The sequence below is a fragment of the Ralstonia flaminis genome, assembly GCF_958415495.1.
Classification (GTDB): domain Bacteria; phylum Pseudomonadota; class Gammaproteobacteria; order Burkholderiales; family Burkholderiaceae; genus Ralstonia; species Ralstonia flaminis.
Genome location: NZ_CATZLL010000017.1, coordinates 1 through 24,000, shown reverse-complemented (window position 1 = coordinate 24,000; position 24,000 = coordinate 1). Strand labels below are relative to the sequence as shown.

The window sequence follows — 24,000 nt, the reverse complement described above, 5'->3', positions numbered from 1 at the left end:
TCAACCCAGCGGCACCAGCGCGCCCTGCTCGCGCGCAGCACCTTCAACAGCAGGAGTACATCCCTTCAGGTTGCCCTGAGTCAGGTTGTTGTTTGCCCCCACCCCACCCGGCCCCACAAACTGATGCCCCGCCCCCTTGAACGTCACCATCCCAGGCGCATGCAGCTCAATCGTGCCGTTCGTCACCTTGATCTGCGCACCTGCGGCATTGACGAGCACATACTGCTTGGCCTCCGCCGTCACGTTGGCCTGCGTGGACGCCACGGTCACGGCCTTCTCCGCCACCAGATGGCTCTCACCCTTGAGGCTGCTCAACCCGACCTTGCCGCTGGCAGCATGCATGGCGATACCAGGAGTTGCATCCCCCGCCTGCCCGAGCGACTTGCCATGTGCATAGAGGCTCAGCCCTTCGGCCACGGCCACGGACAGGTTGCCCCCCACCGCCAGGTTCGCATCCTGCTTGGCGGCGAGCGTGACCTGCGTGCCGGCAACGATCACAGCGTCGACGGGCGTGGTGGTGACGATGCCCCTGGGCGCGGAGATCTGCAGATGCGGCTCGCTGTACGCAACGGCCTGGGCACCTTCGCCGGCGCTCTCTGTGTGACGAAGGACTTCTGTGGTGTGACGCAACTGCTTGAGCGCGGGCAGCTCCCTAGCGGCCGGCTCATCTGCCAGGCCAGCCTTCTGCTTCTGCGCGGCTTCAGCCAGGGATTCGGCCAGATCGCTAGTCGCTTCAATCTGGCTGGCAGCGGCTTCGCTGTCTTGCAGTGCTGCGCTTGTGCCCGCACTGTGCGCGGTGAGCAGAAGACCGGCCCCAGCGCGCACGCTGCCGCTGTCGTCGGTGGCGAGTGCGGCGCCGTGGCCGAGATCTGCCTGGCGGGCGCTGTCGATCTGCTCTTTATGGTGGCCAAGCACGAGGCCGGTAGCGGCCTGCGTGGTGCTGAGCTGCGTGCGGCCCTGGCCTGCCGTGTCATCAAAAACGAGCTGGTTGTAGCCGGATGAGCCCGTTTGGCTACCCGCCAGTGCCTGCGTCTTGATGCCGGAGAGCACAGCGTTGTGGGCGTAAGCACCCTGGCTCTTGCTGTCGCCGGCAAACCAGGCGGGCGCGTTGCCGGTGGCGCCGGCTGCGCCGGCTTGGTTCTGGTTGTATTGCGCGTCGGTCTGGCCGGTGCCGTTGTAAGCGGCACCCACCACCACGGGCCGGTCAATGTCACCTTGCAGGAACTCCACCAGTACTTCCTGGCCCACACGTGGCAAGGCCACGCCGCCCCAGTTGGGGCCCGCTACCGGCGCGGCCACGCGCACCCAGGCGCCCAGGCCCGCGCTGGCGCGCGCGTTGTCATCGCCCGCTGGGTGTGACTGGCGGCTGGCCGAGCGCGCACCGCGCTGCCAGTGGAATTGCACCTTGATGCGGTGATCGCGGTCCGTATGCACCGCGCCATCGGCGCCAATCACGAGTGCGGTCTGGCTGCCGTTGACGGTCGGGCGCGGGTGCAGTGCGCGACCTTGTTCGTCGCTCTGCTGGGGGCGCACAGGCACGCTGTCGCGCACCACGGTGAAGTGGTTGCGGTAGAACGTGGCGTCTTCGCCAGCGCCCTTGTTACTGCCGGCGCCAAGCACATCGCCATCCTTCAACGCGCCCAGCGTTTCGGTCAGCACCTGCCCGAAGCGGTCGTTGAAGTTGTTGCGCGCCTGGTGTGTCACGGCCAGCACGGCAAAGCGCTGGTCGCCCTCATCGTGATCAAAGTGGTCGGTCAGCTTGAAGCGCGTGCCGGTGGACAGCGTACGCACGCTGCCTTCCCCGTCAAACTGCTTGTCCCGCAACTCAAGCGCTTCCATCATCAGCCGTGCAACACGCTGTGCCTGGTTGTTGTCTTCAAACCAGTATTGGCCGGGGTAGTCGGTATCCTGCAGCGTCAGTTGCGGGCCATCGCTGCCCTGCTGTTGCCCCCCGAGCTGCGCCGTGCGCTTGGCATTGGCGCGGTAGTCCCAGCTTGCGATCGACACCGCGTTGGTCTGCCAGCGGCGCGTGCCTTGCCAGCGGTCGATCACGTCTTCGGTGGCAGTGGTGTCCGCACGGCCAAAGCGGATGCTGGCTTGCGCATTGTCGGTGAACACGTCATTGGCATCGGCGATGACCATACGATGCACACCCAGCGCATCGCCATCCTTGGCCTCGTGTTCAAAGAAGTAGAACAGCCCCTCTTCGGCCAACAGGCGCGTGACGAAATCGAAGTCGCTCTCTTCATATTGCGTGATGACGCTGCGGCGCGTGTAGACCGCGCTGTCGCGCAACGCCCAGCGCCATGCGGGCACCAGCCGCCCTTGCCCTTGGTAGTCGCCAAAAATGCTGTCGATCACCTCGATGATCGACATGTCCTGGAACAGGAAGCTGTCGCGGCGGTAGCGCAGGAAGGCGAGCCACGGCTCGATCACCAGCCGGTAGCGCACCAGGCCACCATTGGCACCAAGCCGCTCGAAGCGCGTGACGTGGCCGTGGAATGGGCGCAGCGTGCTGCGGCTTTGCTGCGTCAGCAGGTCGAGCCGCACGGGCTGGCCGAGCAGCTTGGTGGAATCGATGTCGGCGTTGTCGGACAGCGCCGTCAGTTCCAGCCGGAAGCCGCCGGCATCCATATGTTCGGCGGCGTCCAGCTGTTCGGGCAACAGCACGTTCGGCCCCAGCGGCGTTTCCAGCCGCAGCAGGCGGTTGGCCTGGGTGAAGGCCGCGCGCAACAGGTTTGCCAGCTCGGTCGGAGAGACCATGGTGTGCTCGCTTATTGAATGCGGTACTTGAACTCGCCGCTCTTACCGACGCCCACCTTGATCTTCTCGACGCCGCCGCCTTCGGCCATGCGCGTGAGCACCGATTCGGCAATCTCAGGCAGCAGCGTGCCGTTGAGGATGTGGTCGACCGCGCGGGCGCCAGCATCCACCTCGGTGCAGCGCGCGAGCACCGATTCCACCAGCGCGTTGTCCCACTGGAAGGTGGCCTTGTGGTTGATGGCCACACGGTCGCGAATGCGGCCCAGCTTGAGCGTGATGATCTCGGCCAGTACGTCGTCGGAAATCGGGTAATACGGCACCACCTTCATGCGTCCGAGGAATGCCGGCTTGAACGCCTTGTAGAGCGTCGGGCGCAGTTGTTCGGCCAGGACATCGGCGTCAGGCAGTTCTTCTGCGGCCTTGTTCAGGCAGGTCTGCATGATGTTCGATGACCCGACGTTGGACGTCAGGATGATGATGGTGTTGCGGAAATCGATGGGGCGGCCTTCGGCATCGTCCATCTCGCCCTTGTCGAACACCTGGAAGAACATCTCCAGCACGTCAGGATGGGCCTTCTCAACCTCGTCCAGCAGCACCACGCTGTACGGGTTACGGCGCACGGCTTCAGTCAGTACACCGCCTTCGCCATAGCCGACGTAGCCCGGCGGCGAGCCCTTGAGGCCCGACACGCTGTGTGCCTCCTGGTACTCGCTCATGTTGATGGTGATGAGCTTGCGCTCGCCGCCGTAGAGGATGTCGGCCAGCGCCAGAGCGGTCTCCGTCTTGCCCACGCCTGACGGGCCAGCGAAGAGGAACACGCCGCGCGGCTTGTTGGGGTCTTCCAGGTTGGCGGTGGCGGTGCGCACGCGCTGGGCAACAGCGTCCAGCGCATGGTTCTGGCCGATTACGCGGGCAGCCAGCAGCGGTTTGAGGTTCAGCACCGTGCGCAGCTCGTCCTTGACCATGCGGCCGAGCGGAATGCCCGTCCAGGCGGAGACGATTTCCGACACCACGTGGCCATCCACCTGCAGCGGCACCATCGGGGTTTCACCCTGCAGCGTGCGCAGTTCGGCCAGCAGCTTGGCCAGTTCGTCCGGCTCATCGGCTGTGCGGGCGCGCTTGGGCATCGACACGACATTGCTGTTGGCGGCCACGGGCAGCGCGTCTTCTTCTCCGGCTTGTGTGGTGCCGCTTTCGCGGGCTTCGCGCAGGGCCAGGATGCGGGCGACGAGTTCACGTTCCTTGGCGAGGCGTTCGGTGTTCTGGGCGACGCGCTGCTCCAATTCGACGCGCTGCGCGTTCAGGGCCTCCAGGCGTGCATCGTGTTCTGCTCCAGCGCTCTGCTCGCGCTCCAACGCGTTGATCTCGCCTTGCAGGCGCTCAAGCGTCTTCTGGTCGTCTTCAATGGCGCCGGGCGTGGCACTCTGGCCCAGCGCCACCTTGGCGCAGGCGGTATCCAGCACGCTGACGGCCTTGTCCGGCAGTTGGCGCCCGCTGATGTAGCGATGCGACAACCGGACCGCCTCGGTAATCGCCTCGTCCAGCACGCGCACACCAAAGTGACGCTCCATCAGCGGGGCCACGCCGCGCAGCATGGATGCGGCCAGCGGTTCGCTCGGCTCTTCCACCTTGACGACCTGGAAGCGGCGGGCCAGCGCGGCATCCTTTTCGAAGTACTTCTTGTACTCACTCCATGTGGTGGCGGCGATGGTGCGCAGCTCACCGCGCGCCAAGGCAGGCTTGAGCAGGTTGGCCGCATCGTTCTGGCCGGCCTGCCCACCGGCACCAATGATGGTGTGCGCCTCGTCGATGAACAGGATGATCGGCTTCGGGCTTTTCTTCACCTCGTCGATCACGTTCTTCAGGCGGTTCTCGAACTCGCCCTTCACGCTGGCGCCGGCCTGCAGCAAACCCATGTCGAGCGTGCGCAGTGTCACGCCTTGCAGCGGCGGCGGCACGTCATTGGCAGCCACGCGCAGGGCCAAACCCTCCACCACGGCGGTCTTGCCCACGCCTGCCTCGCCGGTCAGGATCGGGTTGTTCTGGCGGCGACGCATCAGGATGTCGATCACCTGGCGGATCTCGGCGTCACGACCGATCACCGGGTCGATGCGGCCCTCTCGCGCGGATTGCGTCAGGTCCACGGTGAACTGATCGAGTGCCGGCGTTGACGACAGCGCTGCGGCGGGCTTGCTCCCATCTTCAGCCTGGGCGGTTGCGTCGTCGGCGATATCGACGGCTTGTTCCTGCTCGTCCGAACCGGCAGTCATGCGCTCAAAGTCATGCTTGAGGCGATCGACCTCGAATTTGGCAAACAAGCGCGAGCCACGCTCAGCCAGGGCTGACAGGCTCGGCTCCGTCAGCAGGGCCAGCAGCAGGTGGCCTGAGCGGATGCGGGTGATTTGGGAATCCAGCGAGGCGATCAGCCAACCGTGCTCGAACAGCTTAGGCAGGTACGGCGAGAACGCCGGCGTGCGCGTGCTGCCTTTCTGGAAGCGGCCAATCTCTGCCTCCAGATCACGCTGCAGCGCTGCCAGATCAATGCCGCTGGCACGTGCGGCAACCGCGAAATCGCTGCGGCGGTTTTCCAGCAATGCCAGGAACAGGTGTTCAAGGTCGACCTCGTAGTTGCCTTGCGCCATGCACAGCGAGGCGGCGCGCTCGGCAGCCTGCCGGCTGGTCGCGTTCAGCTTGGCGATCAGGGTCTTGAGTGGGATGGCCATGGCGGCAGGGCTCCGAAGGGTCGAAAAGGTGTCGGTTGTTGGATTCAGTGCAGCGGCGCGAGTGTGTAGCGGGCATCGCTGCGGTCTTGCTGCGCGGGGCGCGAGCACAGGAAGGTGTCCCACCCAATCCTGCCGCTGTCTTGCGCACCGAGCGTGCAGCCAGTCACGTCCTGCTGGCGCAGGATCAGCTTGATTTCGAATTCGAGCGTGGTGCCGCACAGGATGGTCAGCATCTTGCGCAGCGCCAGAGCGCCCGGCGCGCCGGGCAGGAAGTTACGGTACTGCGCGCGCTTGAGCGGGCCGACCCACAGGCGCACCCGCAGGTCGCGCTGCCAGACGCGTGCACCGGCCAGCGCCGTCGCGCCAAGCACGTTGCTTGTGCTGCCCAGGCGCGTGTACTGCGATGCAGGCACGTGATACCAGCCGCCTACAAACTGCTCCACACGCACGGGCGCCTGGAAGTAGTCCGCCAGCACGCGCTGCAAATACGCGGCAGACACAGGCCGGTGACGCATCGCCGTGGCATAGCCGGCCAGCGCTTCGTCGTGGATCGCGCCGGGCGTGCCGGTCAGATCACTGCGCAGTGTCTTATCGGCCGCGCCCGCCAATGACAACAGCAGCGGCAGGTAGTGCTTGCTGTTGTCGACTTCGTACTGGAACGGCAGTCGGTACTTCTTCCACGCCAGGTAGAACAGCGCCGTTGCCCGGTTCGAGAAGATGTCGAAGAACGCGCGGGCTGCACGGTCACGCCAGACCGATTCGCGCTCGGCAACGATCTCGGTATAGCGCAGCGGCAAGGCACCCTGCCCGCCCAGCATGCCAAAGAAGGAGGGCGTGATGGCTAGGTTGTCGAGCGCGCCCGCTTCCAGCGCAGCGATGAACGCCTCGTCGGTTTCCAGCATGGCCGGGGTGAGGCGCTCCACCTCGATGCCGGCAAGCTCGCTGGGTGGAAACGACAGCGACAGCGTGTTGCGAAAACTCACCCGCGTGGCAAGCGCCTGCTCCGGCGCCTGACTGCCGCGGCTTGCGAAGAGCTGCTCCAGCAGCCGCACGGCCTGGAAAAATTGGTACCGGTGCGGCTGCCTGAGCAGCCGGCGGATCACACCAGGATCGATTCGCCGCTGCGGGGTGCGCATTTGACCAGTTCCTTGCCGCTGCGGCGCGATACCGCAATCAGCTGTACAAAGCTGTTCATGTGGACGTACAGGCCAAAGAAGTGGTCCAGCACGCGAATGAAGCGATGCAGGCCCGTGCCGACAAAGGCGTCTTCATCCAGCGTGAGACGGATTTCCAGGCCCCGTACAAAGGTGGCGAAGGGCTTGCCGGCGAGCCACTGCGTCGCCGGTTGATAGTCCAGTCCGACAATGCCTTCGATCTGACGAGCGGAAATCGCACTGCGCGGCAGGTCATGCAGACGCAGCATCTCCTTCAATGTCGGCAGCCCGTTCTGCACGAGCGAAAGGTGGTTCAGCGCCAGCAGCGAGATCAACCGCCACTGCGCCGCACGCCCACCGCCAAACCGCATGGAAGGCGTCGGCTTGCGCAGGAAGGTGATGTTGCGGGCAATCGAACTGCCCTCCATCGACAGGTCACCATCGGGTTGACCGAATGCCAGCGTGGCCGGCAGATCGCGATTGGTACAGGTGACCGACAGGCTCAGCGTATCGGTCTGCGGACTGGCCGGGTCGAACTGCGTATCGACGATCGAGATCTCGGTCTCAAAGCCGGGGCTGCGCTGCGCCACCATCTCGTTGCGACGGGCGAGCCAGTAGTGCCCTGCGCGGCCAGGCTCTTCGCCGTGGTGCAGCGAGTAGAACGGGCGGAACTCCGTCACCTGCTCGTGCGCGGTCGTCTCGCGCACGAGTTGCACCTTGTCGATCGAGTAGATGTCGAAGCCGTGCGCGCGGCGGCTGTCGGCTACCACCGGATACGCACTGGCCGTATGCTCGATGCGGATCGGGTCCGCCTTCTGCTGGAACAGGTTGACCACTGGCGTGCAGTGCAGACGCAAATGTTCCGCTTGCAGATTCTCGAGCAGGCGTGCGGCGTGGGAATCGCTGCGTACATCTTTCAGCACGAGATGCAACACCAGCTTGCGCACTGGCACACCCGGTGTCAGTCCACGCCGCAGTGCTGCCAGATCAATGTCGAAGAAGTTGAACTTCTCCGAGAAGCTGAAGTGCTCGGTCAGCAGCCGATAGGCCGGGTGCGAGCGGGCCGGGCAATCGATCAGGGATTCATCTTCGGTAAAGCCGACTTCCAGCAGCGGCACGCCCATCAGACGCTTCCACACACCGGGGCGATCGCCTTCTACGTAGGCAGCAGCGGTATGCAGGAACAACGCATCGCCCAGAGCCGCCACGAACGACGGTTCCCCATCCATGTAGACGCGCAGCTTGTCCAGCGCCAGCGACTCGAAGCCGCCGCGCTCGCCAACGTGCTCCAGCGTGATGGCAATGGAACCGGTCGCGCCCTTGGGCAATTGCACGGCAGCCGGTGCGGACACCGCACGCTCGAAGGTGGCCGCGGCCACGCGCACCGGTGCGAAGGTGATGTCATACGCCGTGCGAAAGCGGCATTCCACCTTGCGTACGATGCGCGTGGTCAGGAAAGTGCCGCGCGGGATGGTGACCGGCGCGCTCAACTGCGCGGCCACGCCACGCACATCAAAATGCGCCACCGAACATGAGGGGAACGGCCGCAGATAGTGGGGGTACAAGACCTCCAGCAGGGCCTCGGTAAATTCGGGGTAATCGTCGTCGAGTTTCTTGCTGACACGCGCGGTCAGGAAGGCGAACGATTCGATCATCCGCTCGACGTGCGGATCGTCACAGCCGTCGCCGGACATGGCGAGCCGGCCGGCGATCTTCGGATACCGCTCGGCGAAGTCGCGCGAGTACCGGCGCAGGAAGGCCAGTTCTCGTTCATAGTAGGGCAGCAGCTCTTCCATCTTCCTTGCGGTCCGGTACAGGTCCTGAGGCTGTCAATCGGTACGCTCAGGCCCGAAGGCAATCTCAGCCGCGTCCGCGCGAAACGGAATACCGCAGCGTGGACGGTTGCAGCGTGGCGTCAAAACTCACCGGCTCGCGTGCAGGCCCCACCAGCAGCACCGCACTGATGCCGAAGCACAGCGCATTGGTCGCCCGCTCGTTGATCTCCAGCGACACATTCACATGCTGCAGGCGCGGCTCGTGGCGCTCGATCGCCTTGGTGAGCGACTGGCAGATGTAGTTGCGGTCGTAGAAGCTGGCGAGGCTCAGGCCGGCAAAATCGTTGAGCCCATAGGTGAGCAGCGACCGCTTGCACTCAGGCAAGCCATGCAGGTCATCCTCCTCAAACACAATGCGTGTATTGAGCAGGGATTCGATGTCGCGTGCGACCGTGCTCTTGAGTTCTTCAAGCGAGAGCTGGCGCAATGCCGTGGGCATGGGCGCGTGGGGCTCGTCGTCGAAGAGCTTGTCGAGCAGGCTGGGTTCGAAGCCTTTCATACAGCCGTTAAAAGTGCCAATGCAAGACGCCGCAGCGTACGGCTGCGGCGCTTGCAGTCAGAACGCCAAACGTTAAACCGAGTACGTCTTGTCGTTCTTCGTGAGGCTCCAGGCGCCTTGCGAATTGCCGCCTTGGCCGCCAGCGCCCTTCTGCTGCGTGTATTTCCACTGCACAGCGGCGTAACGCAGGCTGAACGTGTCGCTCGGGATGCCCTGGGCCACCACTTGCGAATCGACTTCGCTCAGGATGGCGTTCTTCAGCTTCACTTCGAGGTACTTCACGCGATTGCCTTCGCCATCTGCGCGGAAGAATTCGATCGTGACTTCACCGAAGGTCGTGCCGCCCGACGCGTGCTGGTACAGCAGCGGGCTGACCACGTCCAGATCCTTCGAGAACACCATGTCGCGGTGCTCGCAACGCTCGGCGGTGTGGCCGCCGGCGGTCGAAGCCGTGGCCGAACGCGGCTGCACGACTGCTTGCGACCAGCTGTTGATCTCGATCCAATCCTTGTGATCCTTGTCTTGCGACTCCCCTTTGATCGCCGGGCTGTCGAACTTGACGTAGATATCCTTCATACAGAGACCCTCTTCAATAGATAGGTTGTTGGTACTGCAAACCGAGCAGTTAAGAGCCGCTAACAAAAACTTCCTGGCTAAGCACGCCGATGCGAACAGTACTCAAGTACCGATTGGGCAACTTCGGGCGGCGCAACAACGCCAGGAGGGTTTTGTTAGCGGCTCTAAGCCCGAACATTCCCCCCCGGGGACAGTCCGGTCAGGAATTGCGGGTTATGCGTTGGTGGGCTTGGGCAAATCAGCCACCAATCGCAGCGAGATCGAGAGTTCGTCCAGCTGGAAGTGGGGGCGCAGGAACGCCACCGAGCGGTACGTACCAGGCTTGCCTGGCACCTCCGACACCTGGATCGACGCCTCGCGCAGCGGGAATTGCGCCTTCTGCTCTTGCGTGGCGTTGTCATCCAGCAGCACGTACTGCGAGATCCAGCGGTTCAGGAACGTCTCAACGTTCTTGGCCGAGGCAAAGCTGCCGATCTTGTCGCGCATCATCGCCTTCAGGTAGTGCGCCACGCGCGACACCGAGAAGATGTACTGAAGCTGTGCCGACAGCACCGCATTGGCGTTGGCGCTATCGGTGTCGTACTTCTTAGGGCGCTGCACCGATTGCGCAGCGAAGAACGCGGCGTAGTCGGAGTTCTTGCAGTGGACCAGCGGGATGAAACCGAGGTCGCTCAGTTCCTTCTCGCGGCGGTCGGTAATGGCGATTTCGGTCGGGCACTTGAGCGCGACTTCGCCGTCGTCGGTCTTGAAGGTGTGCGTCGGCAGGTCTTCGACCAGACCACCACCTTCCACACCGCGAATGGCCGCGCACCAGCCAAAGTCTTCAAACGCAGCCGTCAGGCGTGCGCCGAAGGCCCAGGCGGCGTTACACCACAGGTACTTGCTGTGGTCGGTGCCGTCCACGTCTTCGACAAAGTTGAAGCCTTCAACCGTGGTGCCGTCCTTCGGGTTGTAAGGCAGACGACCGAGGAAGCGGGGCATCGTCAGACCCACGTAACGCGAATCTTCCGACTCACGGAACGACTTCCACTTGGCGTACTCCACCGTGTCGAACACCTTGGCCAGGTCACGCGGCTTGCCCAGATCAGCAAACGATTCCAGACCCAGCAGCTCCGGCGACGACGATGCAATGAACGGTGCATGCGCGGCAGCGGCCACGTGCGCCATCTGCTCGATGAAGTACACGTCTTCTGGTTGGCGCGTGATTTCGTAATCACCGATCAGCGCGCCGAACGGTGCACCGCCGAACGTACCGAATTCTTCTTCGTACACCTTCTTGAACAGCGCGCTCTGGTCGAATTCGATAGCGGTCTTGAAGTCGCGCACGAGATCGCGCTTGGTCGCGTTCAGCGCCTTGATCTTGATCGTCGTACCGGTCTGCGTTTCCTTGACCAGGTAGTTCAAGCCGCGCCAGGTGGATTCCAGCTTCTGGAATTCCGGCGCATGCATGACCGCGCTCAGCTGCGACGAGATCAGGCGGTCCAGTTCAGCGACACGCGCATCGATCGTGGCCGACAGGTTGTCGGACACCACGACGGTGCCGTCCAGAACCTGGTTGACCAGCTCGCCAATGATGTCTTTGGCGCGTGCGTGTTCAGAATCAGACTTGGCAACGCGGCTCTGCTCGACGATCGAGTCGAGCAGGTTGACCGCCTCGGCCGTCGAGGCGCCTTGCGCGAGCGCAGTGGATTGGTTCTCAAGCATCCCCGCCTCCGTTCTTCTTGGCGCTGAGCTTCTCGAGTGCCTCGGTGTTCTTGAGCACGTCGGACAGCAGATCTTCCAGCTTGTCGTTACCGGCCATCTTGTTACGCAGGTCGGCCAGCTTGGAACGCGCCTCCAGCAGCTGGCGCAGCGGCTCAACCTGCTGCACCACAGCCTCGGGGCTGAAGTCCTCAATCGAGCGGAACGTCAGATCGACGCCAAAGCGGCCGCCCTCTTCCGTCAACGTGTTGGGCACCTGAAAAGCCGCACGCGGCGCGACACCAGACATCACATCGTCAAAGTTGTCGCGATCAATGTTGACGAACTTACGGTCGCGCAGCTTGGGCTGCGGCACTTCCGACTGGCCCGACAAGTCAGCCACCACGCCCACGACGAACGGCAGTTCTTTCTGCTCGATCGCGTCGCCGATCTCGACGTCATACGTCAGTTGCACGCGCGGCGGGCGCACCTTCTGCAGACGCTTCTGCACACTTTCTTTCTTGGCCATCACGTTCCTCCACAGATGCTGGACTGGCGCATCGCTTAGCGCAGCGCGCCAAACGGATCAGCGCTACCGCTGGCGCCACCCGTGGCGGCAGGTGCGGCTGTGCCACCATGGTTGGCGGCCTCGGTTGCAGCCGGAGCGGCACGCTTCACGACCGGGCGGCGCTTCACCACCGGCTTAGTAGCTTGTTGCTCGCCCGGGAAGAGGACCTGCTCGCCCAGCGTGTCGCGCAGCATCTTGGCCAACACCTGTGCGTCGGTCTTGACGTCACCTGCCAGCGCGCTATCGGCACGCAGCTCTTGCAGCGAGCGGCGCGCCACGCGCAGGCCACTCACAGCCAGAATGCTCTTGGCCTGGCGATCGCTACCGTCACGCTGCAGCGCTTCCTCTGCGGCCAGGATGGCTTGCGGATATTTTTCTGCGCCGAACTGGATCTGTGCGATGCGCACCCAAGGCTCGTCGCGGGTCGGGTTGACCTTGGCGATCTGCTGATAGAGGTCGATGGCCTTGTCCTGCTGGCCACCCTTCGCGGCAGCTTCTGCCTCCGACATGCTCTGCTTGAATGCCTCGTCCGTTTGCGGGCCAGGGTTGCTTGTGGCGCAGCCGGTGATCAGGGCAGCGGCACCAGCCAGCACGATAAGGGAACGGAGAACGCGGGAAATAGACATGGATTTGGCCACGGCGAGACTCTTCAAAAGTTCAAAGCGGTGTGTCGATATCCAATCATAATCGCCGAAATTGGCGAGTTAAATGTTGGTCTCGACTGGCGCGAAATAGTACACTCCGCTCGTTGAAGTTGACAACCAAAAATGGATCATTAAGAAATCGAAACATTTCCTTTGAATTCAAGGCTTTGCAGCACCTCCAAACGACAAATCACGATTATTAAGAAACCGAAACATTTCGCCGTTTTCAATTATTAAGAAACCGAAATATTTTAAGATTTCTTTTATTCTAACGGATGCGAAGCCAGTCAAATCAATAGAATTAAACGGTACAAAAATCAGGCATGAAGACAATGAAATTCGATGCAGCAAGGAGGCTGTCGGGCTGCGGCAGCACCCCCAAACGCCGCGTCACGACGGTGCTCAAACTGATACTGGCTGGGGCAAGCGTGGCGGCCCTGGCGGCCTGCTCCACCGGTGCCAGCGTGCTGGCCGGTGCCGCCAATGGCGCACTGGAAGCCATGGGCCTGAAGTCGTCGAACCTGCCGGACGCCCAAAAGCCGCCGCGCGAAGTGCCGCTCAAGCTCACCGCCGGCAACAACCTGAATGCCGCCAACGACAAACGCCCTGTCGCCTTGGTCGTGCGCCTGTATTCGCTCAAAGACCCGACCAGCTTCCTGCAGGCACCGTATGACACCTTCATCGATCCGGCACGCGAGAAACAAACCCTTGGCGCCGATCTCGTGCAGGTTCGTGAAATGACGCTGATCCCAGGCCAGCGCTACGACTTCACGGAAAAAGTCTCGCGCGAGGCGACGACATTGGGTGTTGTGGCTTTGTTCCGCAGCCCTGCGGCCCAGCGCTGGAAGTTCGCCTTCAACACCGAGAAGAATGAGAAGAACGGCATCGTGATCGGCCTGCACGCCTGCGCCATGACCTTGACTGCCGGCACGCCGACCACACCGGCCGGCAGCACACCGCAATCCGACTTGAACCTGCTTTCGCCTGCAATCTGCGGCAGTTGAGCTCCGGGGTTGAACCGAAAAGCCAATGCACAAGCACTAGAAGGGCCAACGTGAGCTATTCCGCAAAGATTCTCTGGGGCGAAGGACTGTTCCTGCGCCCGCAGCATTTCCAGCGCCAGGACGCGTACCACGAGTCGCGCCTGCATGCGATGGCGCAGGTGATCCAGCCCTACAGTTGGGGCGTGCGCCATGCGCGCTTTGATACCGATGCACTCGCCAGCGGCGTGCTGCGTGTGACGGAGCTTTCGCTGTTCTTTCCGGATGGCGAGCTTTACTTCGCGCCCCAGGCCGACGCTCTGCCGCCGCCGCTGGTGCTTGATGCCGTTCCGGCCGGCGTGTCGGAACTGACGTTCCATATCGCGCTGTACCCGCTGCAGGAAAACGGCGGCAACTATCGCGAGCCGGTCGAGGGTGCATCCGGCTCGCGCTTTGTGGGCGAGGAAGAAGAGACAGCCGACCTCTACACCGAGGCCGAGCCCGCCGCCATCACCTTCCTGAAGAAGTCGGTCAAGCTGGTGGCGGAAACCGAGCCGCGCGACCAGTTCATCTCGTTGCCCGTGGTGCGCGTGCGTCGCACCGGCACCGGCGGGTTCGAACTGGATGAAAGCTTCGTGGCGCCGAGCCTGTCGATCAACGCATCGGCGGTGCTGTATCAGCGACTGCGCCGGCTGCTTGACGCGCTGCAGGCCAAGGTCAATGCGCTATACGGCTTCCACCGCGAGCCGACCAAGAACATCATCGAATTCCGCTCGGGCGACATCGCTTCGTTCTGGCTGCTGCACACGGCCAACGCGGCTTTTGCGGCGCTCTCGCACCTGTATCACCACCCGGATCTGCACCCGGAGCGGCTGTTCCAGGAGATGCTGCGCCTGGCCGGTGCGCTGATGACGTTCACCAAGAGCTACACGCTGACCGACCTTCCCGCCTACGACCATGACCAACCCGGTCCCGTGTTCGCCAAGCTGGACACGATCGTGCGCGAGCTGCTCGATACGGTCATCTCCACGCGCTACTTTGCAATTGCGCTGGAAGAGACGCGCCCGTCGTTCCACCTTGGCCGCATCGACTCCGGCAAGATCGACGACAAGACCAGCTTCTATCTGTCGGTATCGGCCGATATGCCGGTGGCAGAACTGGTCGAGGCCATTCCTGCCCGCTTCAAGCTGGGCGCGCCTGACGATGTGGAAAAGCTCGTGCTCTCGTCCATGCCCGGCGTGCCGATCACTTACACCCCGCAGGTGCCGCCGGCCATTCCGGTGCGCCCGGGCGCGTGCTACTTCGCGATCGAAGCGCGCGGCATGCTGTACGACCGCATGCTCCAGGCCCAGACCATCACCATCTACGCCCCGGCCGGCATCCGGGAACTCAAACTTGAACTGATTGCGGTGACTTCATGAGCGCTACCACCACCCCTTCGCTGTTTGGCGGTTCGGCACCCGCGCCCGGTAATGCGGGGGCCGATGCCCGTGAGTCCAACTCGCACGCGCGCACGCTGCTGGACTTGCTCTATGACGGCTTCTTCATGCTGTTCCAGTTGCGCAATGGCCAGCAGCCCGCCAGCGCGGAAGATTTTCTCGCTCGCGTGCGCGCCTTCCTGGATGAATTCGACCGCGGTGCCAAGCGTCTGAACGTGTCGGCGGAAGATGTGTTCGATGCCAAGTACGCCTTCTGCGCGGCCGTGGACGAGACCATCCTGTCGTCCAACTTCTCGATCCGCACGGCATGGGAGCGCCGCCCACTGCAGCTCGTGCTGTTCGGCGAGCAACTGGCCGGTGAGACCTTCTTCGTCAAGCTCGAAGAGCTGCGCGCCCACGGTGCACCGCGTCTGCAGGCGCTCGAAGTGTTCCATATGTGTCTGCTGCTGGGCTTTCGCGGCAAGTACATCCTTGAAGGGCCAGAAAAGCTCGCTTACCTGACGGCACGTCTGGGCGATGAAATCTCCGCCATCAAGGGCAAGCGCGCGGCCTTTGCTCCACACTGGCCCCTGCCGGACAAGGTGGCGCACACACTCAAGCGCGAGACGCCGCTGTGGATCTTCGGCGCCGTGTTCGCGCTGATCGGGCTGCTGGCATTTCTCGGGCTGTCGCACACGCTGCGTACCAAGACCAACGAAACGCTGGAGGGCTATTCGCAGGTCATCAAGCTCGGGCCGCGTTTCTCGCATCTGACGATTTCGTTGCCCTGAGCGCTGCCTTGATTGCCGCCCTGGCGCGGCCGACACCCGCGCCAGCCCGCTGACCCCGTATCCTCATCCATCGCGACGCTGCTCCGATGAAGCCTTTGTCCACTCTGCCGGCCGCTGTGCCACAAGCTGTCCTGGGCGCACTGCTCGGGCAGCAAACCCGCCAGATCACCATCGAGACGGCGCTCGCTTCCGACAACCTCGTCGTGGAGCGCTTTACCGCGACCGAGGCGGTTTCGGCCTCGTTCGTGCTGCAGGTCGATTGCCTGAGCCCGTCTGCCCATCTGGATACGGTCAAGCTGGCCTCGCAAGAAGCCACGCTGCGCCTGATGCAGGCTGACGGCCGCTGGCGCGCATGGCACGGCTACGTAGCGGACTGTGCATCGCTGGGCGGTGACGGGGGGCTGGCGCGCTATCGATTGCGCATCGTGCCGTGGCTCGATCGCCTACGCACCCGTAGCGATTGCTTCGTCTACCAGAACAAGACGGCGCTTGAGATCATCGAAGAGGTCTTTGCCGAGTACCCGGTTGCGCACTACAAGATTGCCGCGAGCCAGCCGTGCGCCAAGCGCTCGATCTGCTGCCAGTACCGCGAAACCGACTACGCCTTCGTGATGCGCCTGCTGGCGGAAGAGGGTCTCTCGTTCCGCATCGAGCATCAACAGAGCGACGACAAGCAGCAGGACAATGCGCAGTCGCGGCATACCGTTGTAATTTTCGACAACGACGCTGAGCGGCCCGCCTGTGCGCAATCCGACATCCGCTTCCACCGCGTGGACGCCACAGAAAGCGAAGACGCCATCGAACGTTTCTCGCAAACACATAGTGTCGGCACCAATGCCGTAACGTTGGCATCGTGGGACTACAAAGCACTGGCCGCCACCTCCGGCCAAGCCACGGCCAACGACACCGGCGGTGAACTGCCCACGCTGGAGAGCTTTGAAGCCTCCGGCCCGTATCAATTTACCGACGCGCAAGGTGCCGGCCTTGCGGCCAAGCTGCGTATGCAAGCCCACGAAGGCGCTTTCCTGCGTTACCAGGGCCAGGGCAGCGTACGCCAGTTGGGTGCCGGCCAACGCTTCAAGCTCACGCAGCACTTCGACAGCAAGCACAGCGAGTTCGTCACGTTGCAGGTCGAACATGAGGCTGCCAACAACCTCGGCACCGACATCGCGCGCCTGCTGGGTACCACAGCCATTGAATCCGGCAGCTACCGCAATCGTTTCGTCGCCGTGCCGGCTGAGGCGCCCATCGTGCCCGCGTATCGCCGTCGCCCGACCGCCCCGGAAGGCCAGGCTGCAGTGGTCATCGCCGATGATGGCGCCCCGCTCACCACGGACCGCGACCACCGCGTACGCGTGCGCTTCCCATGGCTGCGCGCGCCGGAAGTCAACGCCTTCTCCGACCCCGGCAGCAGCGACCGCACGCAAGTCACCGCCTGGGTGCGCGTGGCGACCGCCAGCGCCGGCCCCAACTGGGGCGGCAACCACCTGCCGCGCGCGGGCACACAAGTGCTGCTCACCTTCATTGACGGCGACATCGACCGGCCGATGATCGCCATGCAGCTGCACAACACGCAGGACGCTCTGCCCTGGCCCGCCGCCGATGCGCCGCTTGGGCAGGCCCTGTCCGGCTGGCACTCGCAGGGCCTGGGCGGCGACGGCTACAACCAGTGGGTGGTCGACGATCATCCGGGCCAACTGCGCACGCGCCTGGCCAGTTCCACCGCCAACAGCCAGCTCAATCTCGGCTATGTGACTTCGCACGGGGCCACGGGCGGTGACCGCGGCAGTTGGCGCGGCACTGGTGCAGAACTCCGTACCGATGCATGGGCAGTGGTGCGTGCAGGCGCCGGCCTGCTGCTCTCGACCACCGCACGTGCTCAGGCGGCGGGCACGCTGCTCGATGCGCATGAGGCGCGCGGGCAGCTCACCGCCGCGCAGAAGACCGCGCAGCGTCTGTCCGATGCTGCGTCCAGCCAGCAAGCACTGCCGCTGGCGGCCAATGAAGCGTTTGAGCCGATCGACAAGGCGCTCGACCCATCGCAGGACGGGCACTACGCCAGCAACGTCAACGGGCAGGACACGCAGCAGCCGGTCGACAAGTTCGGGCAGCCGCTGCTGGTGGCAGAGTCGCCATCGAGCATTGCGCTGGCCTCGCAGGCCACCACTACGGTTTATGCAGGCCGCCACCTACACGGCACCGCGCAGGCGGATTGGCACCTGGCTGTGGGCAACGTCGTGGCGGCCGCTGCCGCCAAGGGCGTGAGCCTGTTTGCGCAGCGCAACGGCATCCGCGCGATTGCGGAAGGTGGGCCGGTGTCGATCCAGGCGCATACCGATGCACTGGCCGTGCTGGCGGACAAGGCTGTCACCGTGACGTCCTCTGCGGATTCGGTTGAGATTCTCGCGCAGCAGAACGTCGTGCTGCATGGCGGGGATTCGATGATTCGGCTGGAGGGGAATGCGGTGACGTTTGAGACGTCGGGGTTGTTGTCGGTGAAGGGGGCGGGGCATCCGTTGGTTGGGCCGGGGGGGCAGACGGCGGCGTTGCCGGCGTTGCCAATCGGAACCACCACGATTTCCAATGCCATCGAGTTGAACTACCAGTACGACGATCTCGAGCCCGTTCAAGGTGCGCCCTACAGGATCGTGTTCAGTGACAACACCGTCCGCGAAGGCAAGCTCGACAAACAAGGTTTTGCCCGTGAAGAGAGCACGCCCAACCTGCCGTACTACGTCGAATTTGGCGAAGACGAACGCCCCTGGAAAGCCCCGCCTCTAGAGACTTCTGACGAATACAAAAAGGCCCAGCCCGAAGCCAAGCGACAGATTGAGATGGAGCGACAAGCGCGCATTGCCGCTGGGGATACGCGCGCGGCAGAGGATGTCCAACTATGAGCCTGATCGATGACATCACCAAGTTCTGCGAGGATCTGATACTCGGTGATTTTGAGGAAGATCCCAGCAACGCCGCGATGATCGTCGGCGGTGTGATTTCCCTGATCCCGGTCGCCCAACAGGTACTGAATGTGCGCGACATCTCCGGGATGATCTACCGCATCTCGCGTAAGGGAGCGCCACACTGCACCAAAGATGATTGGGTTGACTTGGCCTTAGCGGCCTTCGGATGCATTCCTGAACTGGGCAGCCTCTTCAAGACGATCGTCAAACCTCTATGGAAAGGGCGCAAGCTGCTGAAGGGTGCCCTGCGTGGCGAAGCGTTCGTTAGCGGAATGCTCGGGAAGGCCAAGGGCAAAGCCATCACCTTTATCCGGACCCTGGACTGGGCGAGCAATACGCAAATTGCGATCCAGCAGATGGACAATGCTTTGACTGGCTGCGACCAGTTGCTGGCGGAGTTGGAGCAGTCCCACTGGTGGCTACCTGACTCTGTACAGGGGCTCGCACATGACTTGCGCCCGGGCCTGCAATCGATCCGCGGGCCGCTGCATACGGGTATTCAGCAAGGCATTCAAGCGCTGCAGGAATTCGTCACCGACCTTATCGGCGAAGACGGCTATCGCGTTGCTCAAATGGCGGTCGCCGCTGCATCGACCACGTCCGGTAGCAGAAGTGCAGGCGCGCACGGCGGTCACGAACCGAGTCGTCCAAGTAAATCGACTGGATCGTCCCATCCGTCTGCCAAGGAGCCGACGCCAGCCAGTCGAAAGACGCCTCCGGCCGAAAAGCAGCAGGCAAAGCACAAGGATGAGCAGGACACCAAGCGTCAGCAAGTTGAGCCGGGCGGTGGGCCGCAGACTACCGCTAGTCGGGTGACACGTGCGTCTTGGAAGGCGATCGGTAGCCGGTACAAGGGGCTCATTGGCGAACACATGGCCCACTACCATCACATGGGCCTGCACGCTCCCGACGCATGGCCACATGGAAAAGTCGAAGGGAAACACGCGGGGGCCGTGTGGAAAGGCAGTAAGAGGCTGGTGACGGAGCAAAACAAGCATGCCACACCAACCGAGTTGGTCCCCGAGCATCTTGTACGCATCAATCAGAATGGTGTGGATGGTGTCTGGTCGCTCGGCGAGAACGTCTTCCACTTCGTTGAGGCGAAGGCTTCCGAATCCGCCGGCGCCCTATTCGGCATGGCGGCAGATAGTTGGCGGGAACGTGCTGACGGCAAGCAGTCATCCAAACTCCAACCCCCGGCAAATCTGACGGAACGTCAGTATGCGTTGTGGTGTATGTTGTCGCAGCCGAAGAAGGGACTGCAGATGTCGATGCAGTGGCTGCGCGAAAGCGCATTGCCCTCAATGATCGATGGGAACTCAAAGAACCGCTTTGTGTACGTTGTCTTTGCAATACCCAGCACGAGCCCGCCAAAAGGCTACACACCTAGACCAGGTGGCGTGTTGAAAAAGGGCATGGCGGATGGAGCAGCAGAGCACGTGGCCGTAAGCATCGATGTTGGGACCATCGCACTCACAGGTGGCGATTATTACGATTTGAGCTTGCATGACAAACATCGCCCCACGCACGGCCTTTCTGATCAGTTCGCTTACACAGAACTTGATGAGCTCACCGCTATGTATGAACAGGCAAGGAGAACACGCGTCGTGACTGGCCAGCCCAAACCCGCTGAAAGAAAGCCTCGTACCCAACGCGCCAAGTAATTGTTGGCATATATCCATGGCAAAGCACAACACGCCCTCCTTCTTCCCTGAGCCGGAGGATCTTCACATTAAGCGTCGTCAAAAGTTTCTGTATGACGCGCTGTATCGAAACGTTCACGCCCGCCTGCAGGAAGGCATTGATGTATGCGTCAAAGGCGTGCGTCGAGGAGATCTCGATCCGTATTACCTAGTCGATGCACAAGGTGCCGTCTTCAAAGAGATGTTCTACCTGTGGATGCTGGAGTACACGGCAGGTATGGACCTCGATACACTTGCTCGCCAATTTGCACCCATCGTTGACGAATTCGTTCGTTGGAATGAGCTTAATGTTCCTTACCGCCTATTTCTCAAAGAGAAGTTCAAGGAGCAAGGCGATACCGATTTGACCGTTTGCGCTGTCGATTTCGACAACATGGTCGAGTATGAAAGGGCACTGCAGTTGATCAGCGTTGCCATCCTGATTCGTGATGGTCGATCAATCAAACGCCTCATCGCAGCCATGGCTAGCAATCGCCATCTGGACGCCCTATATGAGCAACTTGTCTTTGACTATGTCGGCGACCCAGATGAGGACATAGAGGCTGTTCTATTTGGGGAACCCTATGCAACCTTGATCGAAGCCTATTTCCAGGAGAGCCGAGACGCTGCAACTCCACACGTTCAGTCCTACCTGAAGCAATGGTACCGATATCAGGACGGCGCCCGCTGGTACGACGGCCACAAAAAGATCCAAGAGGACGAGTCGTTCTACTACGGCTACTGGGCTTTCGAAGCTGGCGCTACCTGTTACTTGCTCGACATTGACGACAGCGCCATCGACCACATGGTCTATCCAAAGGACCTCGTTGCGTATGGCCGCAAGCTTCGTGAAGAGAATCGCGTCACCAGTGATTTCGACACACCACTCGGCCTAGATGGCTATCCCCTCAGCCGCCTGCGTTGCGAAGCCGGTCAACCCTGCCCTCAGACCGGTTGGTGGCTAACACCAGCCAAGGCCAACAGCCGCCGGCACTTCAAGTCAGGCGAAATCATGCCTGCGTTCGACGGCAGCAGCTATGGCTCCACGATCTGGCAGTGGGACATCGATCAGTCTGCTCCAAACAACTGATCTTCCTGCCGCCAGAGTCTGCAGCTCGATGGATAGTAATCAGCAGGCAACCTGAAGCTGAGTCCCTTGTAGACAGCGCATTCACTACAGAAATATCGAGATTCCTGTCAACGAGCACGACTACGAGGGCCTCAATCAACCTGTGGAAATGTGATCTACAGGAACTGATTCATGAAGATCAACGACCTGCGCAGGCAAAATTTTCTCGGCGAAAAGGACTACCTAGCGAACCTCGACTGGTTTGACGATGGCATCAAACGCGCCCGTAACATCTTGCAGACGGAAGAGTTGATTCCGAGCGCAAGAAATAGCTTCTTGTGGCGCATCTACCCCAAGGATTTGGTGGATTGGTATCGCCCTCACGCCAGCGTAGTGCCTGACGAAAGACCTCCGCGTACCCCCGCCGGGCGGCCATGCCCCAAGGAAGGCTGGTGGTTCACGCCCGCCGCTACTGACTCACGCCGCTTCTTCAAGCAGGACGAGGCCATGCCGGAAGTGAAAATCCGACTATGGCTCAACGTTCTGGCAGTGGGATAGCAATCAATCCGATCCAAAGGTGTAACGACCCGCCCTTCCGCAATACCATGAGGCGGTACACAGGTGCCGCTCACGGTCCTCCACAGCGCAGTCAACAGGCCAATACCCAAACCACTCGCGCCAAGTGATTGGCTCCAGCAAACCCCAAGCGTCGCATTCACTATCAGCAAGTTGAGCAGGACTACGGATGTTTTGGCTTCTCTATCTCGCCTTGCCCGTGTACGCCGGAGCCTCGGCCGCATCGCACATCGGTCCCAAGCACGGTTTCCTCGCAGGCCTCGCCACCCTAGTTGCAGTCATGATTGCCGTACTGGTCCCGCAGACGGCGCTGCTTTTCTGGTTGAGTGGAATCCGAGAGCGCAAAAACAGGACTGTTCCAACTCAGTCCGATGCACCCGCCGCAGCAAACCCTCCCAGGATCAAGTTGCCGGATCAGATCGGCGCGCAGGCACGCTTCAGGCAGTTGATCGTGTACGACGACGAGAACGGGCGCCAAGATGCAACGCGCCTCATCTACAGCCTGCTGGAGAAGCAGATTGCCGAACACGTGGATGTGGAAGCAGGCGGTGAGGGTTCTGCTGCGTCGATGGTATCGGCCAGTGAGATGGCCGGACTCGAGGTACCACCGCCTAGACCGGATGAGGTACTCGTGGTGCTCCGCTCGCACGACAACGCGTGGTCCGGCTTCCGGTGCGGCGGTGACAGCTTTCGCTTTCAGTGTCGCGCCATCACCGAGATTGCGGCCACCTTGATCCATCCAGCAAAGGGACCTGGCGGGTGCGACTTCGCCATTCGATTCGCCACCTCTCGTAAAGCTTCAGTGTCAGGCATCGACGGGCAGCCCAGCATCTACGATAGGTCTGGGTACATCAGCGCATTCGATCTGCCATTCAGCACCGACGAGCGACACGCGCGTGCGCTCGTATCCGCATTCGCTGAAGTCGCGCACATGCTCGACGCGAAATATGAGATCAGCGAGTGCATGGATGTTTAGGTCTCGTCCCCTTATCAACATGGCCCGGCAGCAGATGAAGGCTCTATCGGCAGTCGCCTGTACCTTGCTCGGCGCCCTGATCGGCGGCTTGAGCTTATATGCGTATCAGAAGATGTAACGCCCACTCGTCCACAAACTCCAGTTCCCTCTGGTACTCAGTGGCGGTTCGTAAACTCCCCACCGTCCACCTTACCGGCAGGCACCGCTCTCTACTACGACCAAGCCTTTCCGGAAGGCTTCGTGCGCTACAAGGTCTACGTGAACGTAGAAGGGATCAAACTGGAGTCGAAACCAGCAACCGATTCGTTCCCTATCGATCCGCTGACAGCCATTCCCGTTGGCGGAGACGGTTGGCACAGAGTGGATACTCAATGATTGCCACCACAGTTCGATACATCCCCCGGCGATGGCTGACCATGCTGTGCATCGCTGCTGCGATCGTCGGGTGCAGTCGGGATGGTTCACGCGTAAGTGCTGACAACAGCGTCGCTCGCACAATACATCCGACTGGGGCCACCCAAAGCCACTCGCTTTGAACTCGCCACGCTGCCGGAGGGCAACACTGGCGATAACAGCCTGCCAGGTCCAACCGACTACGTGGCACTGATTGCCGCCGTCACGCTGTCGCCCTCCGATAGCAAGCGCATCATTGACCAGCCGCGTTATACAGAGCGTCAACCGATTCCGGATGCCTTCATCCGCGCATGGCTCTCGGATTCCGAAAGCGTTGCACTAAGCAACGTCTTCTCTCAGGCAGACGGTCTTGCCTATGACGTTTCCCGTCTGGCGACTCGACCAACCAAGCGCGCCGTTGCCATTCCGATGGACGCTGGGCACTGGGTTCTGTATCTCGAGTACGTCGCTTCCTAAGTCGGACCATGATTTGCGCCGACACCTGCCGGCTACGCAGCAAACCCGAGGCCCCTCAAACAAATTCAGCCATTTCCCAACACCGTCCTTGAATTCCGCAAATAACTGTATATATTTACAGTATCTGTACATTCATGTGGGGTATCCACTTAGCTCCACCAGCCCAGGATAACTGGATGGATATACAGTGTTCGTATGCTACACCGTCTCGGCGCGGTGCACTACATCTGCGTACG

At 61.9% G+C, this 24,000-nt stretch carries 18 protein-coding genes; 9 read left to right on the top strand and 9 right to left on the bottom strand.

Annotation, left to right across the window (positions count from 1 at the left end; translation table 11 throughout):
- The 9 genes from R2N11_RS22260 to R2N11_RS22220 form a co-directional block, all read right to left on the bottom strand.
- Nucleotides 1-2,763, bottom strand: coding sequence for a type VI secretion system Vgr family protein (locus tag R2N11_RS22260; protein ID WP_316682394.1), 2,763 nt, complete (start codon nt 2,761-2,763; stop codon nt 1-3).
- 11 nt (nt 2,764-2,774) lie between these two features.
- A complete protein-coding gene (gene tssH / locus R2N11_RS22255; protein WP_316682393.1) occupies nt 2,775-5,486 on the bottom strand; it encodes a type VI secretion system ATPase TssH in 2,712 nt (903 codons plus the stop codon).
- A 44-nt stretch (nt 5,487-5,530) separates the two neighbouring features.
- The gene (gene tssG / locus R2N11_RS22250) at nt 5,531-6,622 is read right to left on the bottom strand and encodes a type VI secretion system baseplate subunit TssG (RefSeq protein ID WP_316682392.1); all 1,092 of its coding nucleotides are present in this window, start codon (nt 6,620-6,622) and stop codon (nt 5,531-5,533) included.
- Complete coding sequence (tssF, locus tag R2N11_RS22245) at nt 6,586-8,436, bottom strand: type VI secretion system baseplate subunit TssF (RefSeq protein WP_316682391.1); 1,851 nt, start codon at nt 8,434-8,436, stop codon at nt 6,586-6,588. Before tssF ends, tssG begins: the two co-directional genes overlap by 37 nt.
- 64 nt (nt 8,437-8,500) lie before the next feature.
- The gene (tssE, locus tag R2N11_RS22240) at nt 8,501-8,974 is read right to left on the bottom strand and encodes a type VI secretion system baseplate subunit TssE (RefSeq protein ID WP_021193543.1); all 474 of its coding nucleotides are present in this window, start codon (nt 8,972-8,974) and stop codon (nt 8,501-8,503) included.
- Nucleotides 8,975-9,046: 72 nt separating this feature from the next.
- Complete coding sequence (locus tag R2N11_RS22235) at nt 9,047-9,550, bottom strand: Hcp family type VI secretion system effector (RefSeq protein ID WP_021193542.1); 504 nt, start codon at nt 9,548-9,550, stop codon at nt 9,047-9,049.
- A 213-nt stretch (nt 9,551-9,763) separates the two neighbouring features.
- Nucleotides 9,764-11,254, bottom strand: a complete 1,491-nt coding sequence (gene tssC / locus R2N11_RS22230; protein WP_316682390.1) for a type VI secretion system contractile sheath large subunit — start codon at nt 11,252-11,254, stop codon at nt 9,764-9,766.
- Entirely contained in the window at nt 11,247-11,759 is a 513-nt protein-coding gene (gene tssB, locus R2N11_RS22225) for a type VI secretion system contractile sheath small subunit (protein ID WP_199028631.1), read from the bottom strand. The genes tssC and tssB overlap by 8 nt, the downstream gene beginning before the upstream one ends.
- A 35-nt stretch (nt 11,760-11,794) precedes the next feature.
- Nucleotides 11,795-12,424 (bottom strand): outer membrane protein assembly factor BamD, encoded by a 630-nt coding sequence (locus R2N11_RS22220; RefSeq protein ID WP_316682389.1) that lies wholly within the window; start codon nt 12,422-12,424, stop codon nt 11,795-11,797.
- 341 nt (nt 12,425-12,765) lie between these two features.
- On the opposite strand from R2N11_RS22220, the gene tssJ reads away from it, so the two are divergent.
- The 9 genes from tssJ (at nt 12,766) to R2N11_RS22175 (ending at nt 23,764) form a co-directional block, all read left to right on the top strand.
- On the top strand, nt 12,766-13,446 hold the full coding sequence (gene tssJ / locus R2N11_RS22215; protein ID WP_316682388.1) for a type VI secretion system lipoprotein TssJ: 681 nt from the start codon (nt 12,766-12,768) through the stop codon (nt 13,444-13,446).
- 50 nt (nt 13,447-13,496) lie between these two features.
- Nucleotides 13,497-14,843 carry a type VI secretion system baseplate subunit TssK gene (gene tssK / locus R2N11_RS22210; RefSeq protein WP_199028637.1) on the top strand — a complete coding sequence of 449 codons (1,347 nt, stop codon included), beginning with the start codon at nt 13,497-13,499 and terminating at the stop codon, nt 14,841-14,843.
- Nucleotides 14,840-15,631: a type IVB secretion system protein IcmH/DotU gene (gene icmH, locus R2N11_RS22205; RefSeq protein ID WP_199028639.1), complete on the top strand. Its 792-nt coding sequence runs from the start codon at nt 14,840-14,842 to the stop codon at nt 15,629-15,631. Before tssK ends, icmH begins: the two co-directional genes overlap by 4 nt.
- Nucleotides 15,632-15,717: 86 nt before the next feature.
- Complete coding sequence (locus R2N11_RS22200; protein WP_316682387.1) at nt 15,718-18,528, top strand: type VI secretion system Vgr family protein; 2,811 nt, start codon at nt 15,718-15,720, stop codon at nt 18,526-18,528.
- A complete protein-coding gene (locus tag R2N11_RS22195) occupies nt 18,525-20,255 on the top strand; it encodes a hypothetical protein (RefSeq protein WP_316682386.1) in 1,731 nt (576 codons plus the stop codon). Before R2N11_RS22200 ends, R2N11_RS22195 begins: the two co-directional genes overlap by 4 nt.
- 16 nt (nt 20,256-20,271) lie before the next feature.
- Entirely contained in the window at nt 20,272-21,363 is a 1,092-nt protein-coding gene (locus tag R2N11_RS22190; RefSeq protein ID WP_316682385.1) for a PoNe immunity protein domain-containing protein, read from the top strand.
- 171 nt (nt 21,364-21,534) lie between these two features.
- Nucleotides 21,535-21,900, top strand: a complete 366-nt coding sequence (locus R2N11_RS22185; RefSeq protein ID WP_316682473.1) for a hypothetical protein — start codon at nt 21,535-21,537, stop codon at nt 21,898-21,900.
- A gap of 187 nt (nt 21,901-22,087) precedes the next feature.
- On the top strand, nt 22,088-22,894 hold the full coding sequence (locus R2N11_RS22180) for a hypothetical protein (RefSeq protein WP_316682384.1): 807 nt from the start codon (nt 22,088-22,090) through the stop codon (nt 22,892-22,894).
- A 471-nt stretch (nt 22,895-23,365) separates the two neighbouring features.
- On the top strand, nt 23,366-23,764 hold the full coding sequence (locus tag R2N11_RS22175; protein WP_316682383.1) for a hypothetical protein: 399 nt from the start codon (nt 23,366-23,368) through the stop codon (nt 23,762-23,764).
- Nucleotides 23,765-24,000: the final 236 nt, after the last annotated feature.